The sequence below is a fragment of the Nocardiopsis sp. TNDT3 genome, assembly GCF_003427465.1.
GTDB lineage: Bacteria > Actinomycetota > Actinomycetes > Streptosporangiales > Streptosporangiaceae > Nocardiopsis > Nocardiopsis dassonvillei.
This window is the reverse complement of the sequence record NZ_QPFC01000137.1, coordinates 1-6,016: the sequence shown is the minus strand read 5'-3', so window position 1 is coordinate 6,016 and position 6,016 is coordinate 1. Positions and strand designations below refer to the sequence as shown.

Genomic DNA, 6,016 nt, shown 5'->3' with positions numbered 1-6,016 from the left:
CCCTCCCAGTACCGCCCTCCCCCGGAGTGTTGAGGAGATCCCTTGAGCCACGACGCGGTCGCCCTTCTGGCCAGCCCTCCCGACCGGCGCGCCCTGACCAAGGCCCTGGTCGCCGCCGGACCCGACCTCCGGGTGCGGTTCGCGGCCGACGGCGCCGTGGTCGAACTGCTCGACGCCGGGGGCCGCCTGGTCGCCGCCATGCAGGCGGCCCAGCGCCTGGCCCTGTCAGCCGAGGCCGAACGGCTCCTGTCCGACGGCATGGTCGACGACCTGCCCGCCCAGCCCTACTGGGTGGAGGCGCGCGGCGCCGAACTCGCGGACACCGACACCGCCGGGGCCGTCGGCCGCTTCGTCCGCGACCTCGCGGACCGGCTCGGCGGCGTCGTGTGGGAGCCCGAGCCGCGGCTCTCCCGCGGCGACGCCTTCCTGGACGGCTCCACCGACCACCCCGCCGTCACCGCCCGCACCGACAGGGCCGTGGTCGTGGTGCAGGACCGCCCCCTGGTCCCCATGTCCCCCTGGCTCGTGGACACCGTCGCCGCCCACGGGCGCGAGGGCCTGCGCCTCCAGGTCGTCACCCCCTCCACCAGCCGCCTCACCCACGCACTGCACTCGGTGCTGGCCGACCCCACCGCCCGCTGGGTGGTCCAGGCCCCCGACGGCGCCTACTACGACGGGTTCTCCGGGGTGCCCCTGGTCTGGGACGAACGGGAGGCCTTCGTCCTGGACCGGAGCGCCCGGGCCGAGGACGGGCCGCACGAGGCGTTCCGCGCCCGGGCCGAGGATGTGGAGGGGACCGGCTCCCACCTGCTCGTCGAACTGAAGGCGGAGCACCCCGCCGACAACGGCCTGGTCCTGGGCGAGGCCGCCGAACTGCTCGCCGAGCGCCTGGGCGGCCGCGCCCCCGCGCTCTGGGGCACCAGCGAGCCCCTCCCCCAGGAGTGGAACCGGGCGGCGCTGACCCGGCTGTGCCGCGAACGCGCGCCCGGGCAGACCTGGTTCGTGTTCACCGGCCCTCCCGAGGGCGTGCGCGAGGAGGGTGTGCTCCCCTTCTGCGGCACCCAGCGGGTGATGCGCACCGCGCACGGGGTGCGTGAGAGCGTCTCGTTCGCGGTGGCCCGGCCCGCGGGCGAGGAGCACGACCTGGACGCGTTGTCGTCGGTAGTCCGTACACTCACCGAACGCGATGTGCTGCGGACCATGACGGTGCGGCGCGCGGCCGGGCGGCCGGACCTGACCCACGAGCCCCGCTGGTGCGGCCTCCCCCTGCCGGTCGGCCTGGCCGTGGGGGTGGAGGGCGTCTCCTCGATCGGCACCGACCGGGCGCTGTCCGCTCCGGTGCGCGGGGTGCCGTTCGGCCCGCCGCTCACGCCCTCGGTCTGGTACCGGGTCGGGGACGGCACCGAGCCGGACGGCTGGCAGCGCTTCCGCGAGCTCATGGACCACCTGCACCCCGACGGGGCCCGCGCGGGCTGACCCGCGGCCGCGGCCGTGCACGCGGCCGGGCGCCGACCGGAGCCGCCCGTACGCGAAAAGCCCCTCCGACACCGTCTTCGATAGGATTTTTCCGCCCCCGCGCAGCCCCCGCGCCCTCGTCTTCCCATCCCTGCGCCGAGAGGAAAGCCGATGAGCCTTCGCGTCGTGCACCGGCCGACACGAACCGTCCATCCCACTCCGGTGCAGGAACCGCACGAGGTGGAGGCCCCGCCGACCCTGCCCGACGGCAACGCCCAGGGCAACCCGCTGATGACCATCCTGCCGATGGTCGGCATGCTGGCGTCGATGACCATCATGATGGTCATGCGCAACCCGGCCTTCATCGCGCTGGGCGGCGTCCTCCTCGTGGTGGCCCTCCTCGCCGCCGTGGTCATGCTCTTCTCCCGGCGCGGCCAGGTCGCCCGGCAGCGCCGCAACCAGCGCGAGCTGTACCTGCAGTACCTGGAGGAACTGCGCGAGGAGCTCACCGCCTGGGAGCAGGGCACCCGCGCCCACGCCCGGCTGCTCGACCCGCCGCCCGAGGCCCTGTACGACGTCATCCGCGACCCCACCCGGCTCTGGGAGCGCCGCCGCAGGCACCGCGACTTCCTGCGGGTGCGGGTGGGCACCGGCCTGACCGAGGGCCGCCCCCTGCGGCTCGCCGAGCAGGGCACCGCCCTCATGCCCACCGACCCGTTCATGCTCTCCGAGGCGCAGGCCGCCATCCGGCGGTTCGCCTCGGTCCCCGAGATGCCGCTGACCCTGCCCCTGGACATGGCCGGGAACGTCAGCGTGATCGGCGAGCGCGAGGACGTGATGCGCGTGGTGCGCGCCCTCGCCGCCCAGTTCGGCGCCTTCCACGCCCCCGAGGACGCCGGGTTGGCGGTGTCCTACCCCGCGGACAGGGCCGAGGACTGGTCCTGGCTGCCGTGGCTGCCCCAGGTCCTGGACCCGCAGCGCCGCGAGGGCGGCGCCGCCGTCCGCCTGATCGCCCCCGACCCGGTCAAGCTGGGCGGCCTGCTCGCGGACGAACTGCGCTCGCGCACCGACTTCGCCTCCGAGGTCCGCCGGGGCATGGGCAAGCGCGAGGCGTACCGGATGCTGCGCAGGCTCCTGGTCGTCCACGACACCCACGGCGACGTGGCCGCCGAGCTGGTCCGGCCCGACCACGCCGTGGACCCCGTCGACCTGGGCGTGACCGTGCTGCACCTGGTGTCCCGCCAGATCGACGAGCCCAGCGACGTGAACGTGCGCGTCACGGTCACCGGCGACCAGGTCCGCGTCGAGGAGCTGCGCGGTGCCGACCCCGTGGTCACCACCGGCACCGTGGACGACGTCTCCGACGCCACCCTCACCGGCCTGGCCCGCATGCTGGCCCCGCTGCGCCTGTCCCCGGAGTCGATCGAGGAGACGGCGCAGGAGGGCGGCAGCGTCGACTTCCCCGCGATGATGGGCGTCCAGGACCCCGGTTCCATGGACGTGCCGCGCCTGTGGGCGCCGCGCAGCGAGCGGGCGTTCCTGCGCGTGCCCATCGGTGTGGACGACATGGGCCAGCCCGTGGTGCTGGACCTCAAGGAGTCCGCGCAGCTGGGCATGGGACCGCACGGCCTGTGCGTGGGCGCCACCGGTTCGGGCAAGAGCGAGATGCTGCGCACCCTCGTGCTGGCGCTGGCCGCCTCGCACCCGCCCGAGCGGGTGAGCATGGTCCTGGTCGACTACAAGGGCGGCGCCACGTTCGCCCCGTTCGAGGACATGCCGCACGTGGCCGGGGTGATCACCAACCTGGAGGACGACGCCGCGCTGATCGAGCGCGTGTACGCGAGCCTGTCCGGCGAGGTGCAGCGCCGCCAGCAGGTGCTGCGCGACGCCGGGAACGTGTCCAACATCGGCGACTACACCTACAAGCGCGAGCACGACCCGAGCCTGCCGCCGCTGCCGCACCTGCTGGTGATCATCGACGAGTTCGGCGAGCTGCTCACCGCACGCCCCGACTTCATCGAGCTGTTCCTGTCCATCGGCCGCATCGGGCGCAGCATCGGCGTGCACCTGCTGCTGTCCAGCCAGCGCATCGAGGGCGGCAAGCTGCGCGGCCTGGACACCTACCTGTCCTACCGGCTGGGTCTGCGCACCTTCTCCGAGGAGGAGAGCCGCACCGTCCTCAACACCCCCGACGCCTTCCACCTGCCCTCCCTGCCCGGGTTCGGCTACCTGAAGGTGGACACCAGCGTCTACCAGCGCTTCAAGGCGGGGTACGTCTCCGGCGCCTACCGCGGCCCGGTGGCGGAGGAGGAGCCCACCGAGGGCACCCCGTCGGTGCGCCGCTACACCGCCTACAACGCCGACGCCGAGCCTGTGGAGGCCGCGGCCTCCGGGTCCTCCGGCGAGGACGTGCCCATGCCCTCCCGCACGGTGGGCCCGACCCTGCTGGACGTGATGGTCGGCCAGTTCGGCAGGCACGGCGAGCGGACCCGGGAGATCTGGCTGCCGCCCCTGCCGTCCGCGACCACGCTGGACGCGGTGGCGGGCGAGCCGGAGGAGAGCGACCGCGGGCTGCGGCTGCCCGGCGAGCACGAGGCGATGCGCGTGCCGCTCGGCCTGCTGGACGACGCCACCAAGCAGTGGCAGGGCGTGTGGAAGCTCGACCTGACCGCGTCCGGCGGCCACGCCGCGATCATCGGCGGCCCGCAGAGCGGCAAGACCACCCTGCTGCGCACGCTGGTGCTGTCGCTGGCGCTCACGCACACCCCCGCCCAGGCGGCCGTGTACTGCCTGGACCTCATGGGCGGCGGCATGCAGTCCCTGGCGGCGCTGCCGCACGTGGGCGGCGTGGCGGTGCGCACCGACGCCGAGCGGGTGCGCCGCACGGTGGAGGAGGTCCAGGGCATGCTCGAACACCGCCAGACGGTGTTCCGCGAGCGCGGGATCGACTCGGTCGCCCAGCTGCGCCGGATGCACGCGCGCGGCGAGGTCCCCGAGCTGGCCAGCGCCGACGTGGTGTTCGTCGTGGACGGTTTCGGCGCGCTGCGCAAGGACTTCGAGGACATCGACCCGATCGTGACCGAGCTGCTCCAGCGCGGTGGCGGGTTCGGCGTCCACGTGGTGGCCGGGATGCTGCGCTGGAACGACGTGCGCATCGCCGCCCAGTCCAACTTCGGGCAGAAGGTGGAGCTGCACCTCAACGACGCCTCGGACTCCACGATCGACCGCAAGCTCTCGGAGACGATCAGCGCCAGGACCCCCGGTCGGGTGCTGACCGACGGCGAGCTGTTCGGCCAGGCGGCGCTGCCCCGGTTCGACGGGGTGGCCGACAACGACAACCTGGGCGAGGTCGTGGAGAAGGCCGTGCGCGCGGTGGACCGGGCCTGGCGGGGCACGCGTGCGCCCCAGGTGCGGATCCTGCCGCACCGGCTGTCCGCCCGGACCCTGCCCACGGCGGAGTCCGAGCCCAAGGCGGTGCCGATCGGCGTGGACGAGCGCGCCCTGGAACCGGTGCTGCTCGACCTGTTCGAGCGGGACCAGAACCTGCTCGTCATGGGCGACGGGGAGTGCGGCAAGACCAACCTGCTGCGGCTGGTCGCCGAGGGCCTCGTGGCGCGCTACTCCTCCGACGAGGTGGTGTTCGCCGTGATGGACCCGCGCCGGACCCTGCGGGGCGTGGTGCCCGAGGAGTACATGGGCGGGTACGCGAGCAACCCCCGCGTGTGCGCGGGGCTGGCGGGCGGCGTGGCCAAGGAGGTCGAGGGCCGCCTGCCCGAGGACGGGGACGTGGACTCCCTGGAACCGGGCTCGTTCAAGGGTCCGCGCATCGTGGTGCTCGCCGACGACTACGACGTGCTCACCACGGCGGGCCAGAAGCCGCTGGCGCCGTTCGTCCCGTTCGTGCCCAACGGCCGCGACATCGGCCTGCACTTCGTGGTGGCGCGCCGGGTGGCCGGTGCGGGGCGCGGGATGTACGACCCGCTGGTGCAGGCCATGCGCGAGATCGGCACGAGCGCCCTGGTGATGTCCGGCGACCGGAGTGAGGGCCAGATCCTGCCCCGGGTCTACGCGGCCAGCCAGCCCCCCGGGCGCGGCAAGTGGGTGACCCGCGGCGGTTCGTCGCGGCTGGTGCAGACCGCGCTGCGCGAGCCGCACGAGGAGCGGCCGTGACGGCACCGGCCGCTGTCGGGGGGCGGGAGTAGAGTACGGGCGCGCTTCGGGGGATCGCGGACAGCCGGTGTTCTCCCGAACCGCGCCCGTGTCCACGGCATCGGACAGAACGCACGCCACGGCCCCCCGCTCCGTGGCGCCCCGACGCCCCCGAAAGCACCTGACGACATTCGGCAGGAGAGCCATGCAGCCCCCGCAGCAGCCCGCCGGTGGACAGCCGGAGCACGGTTCCCCGTACGCGGGGTACGACGTCCAGCCCGCCTACCAGGACCCCTACGCGCCGTCCGGGTACCAGGTCCCGCCCGCGCCCGCGTATGCGGCGCCGCCGCAGCCCTCCATGTACCCCCCGCCCCACCAGACCCCTTACGCGCACGGTCATCAGGGCTACTAC

The 6,016-nt window shown here is 74.0% G+C and carries 2 protein-coding genes and 1 pseudogene; all 3 read left to right on the top strand.

All coding sequences use genetic code 11. The features are described from left to right. Positions 1 to 42: 42 nt before the first annotated feature. Positions 43 to 1,476 carry a DUF6177 family protein gene (locus DQW06_RS03950; RefSeq protein ID WP_117197980.1) on the top strand — a complete coding sequence of 478 codons (1,434 nt, stop codon included), beginning with the start codon at positions 43 to 45 and terminating at the stop codon, positions 1,474 to 1,476. A gap of 150 nt (positions 1,477 to 1,626) precedes the next feature. Further along, a complete protein-coding gene (eccCa, locus tag DQW06_RS03945) occupies positions 1,627 to 5,625 on the top strand; it encodes a type VII secretion protein EccCa (protein WP_117197979.1) in 3,999 nt (1,332 codons plus the stop codon). A gap of 184 nt (positions 5,626 to 5,809) precedes the next feature. Further along, positions 5,810 to 6,016, top strand: a pseudogene (locus DQW06_RS29405) (RDD family protein); the annotation flags it as partial.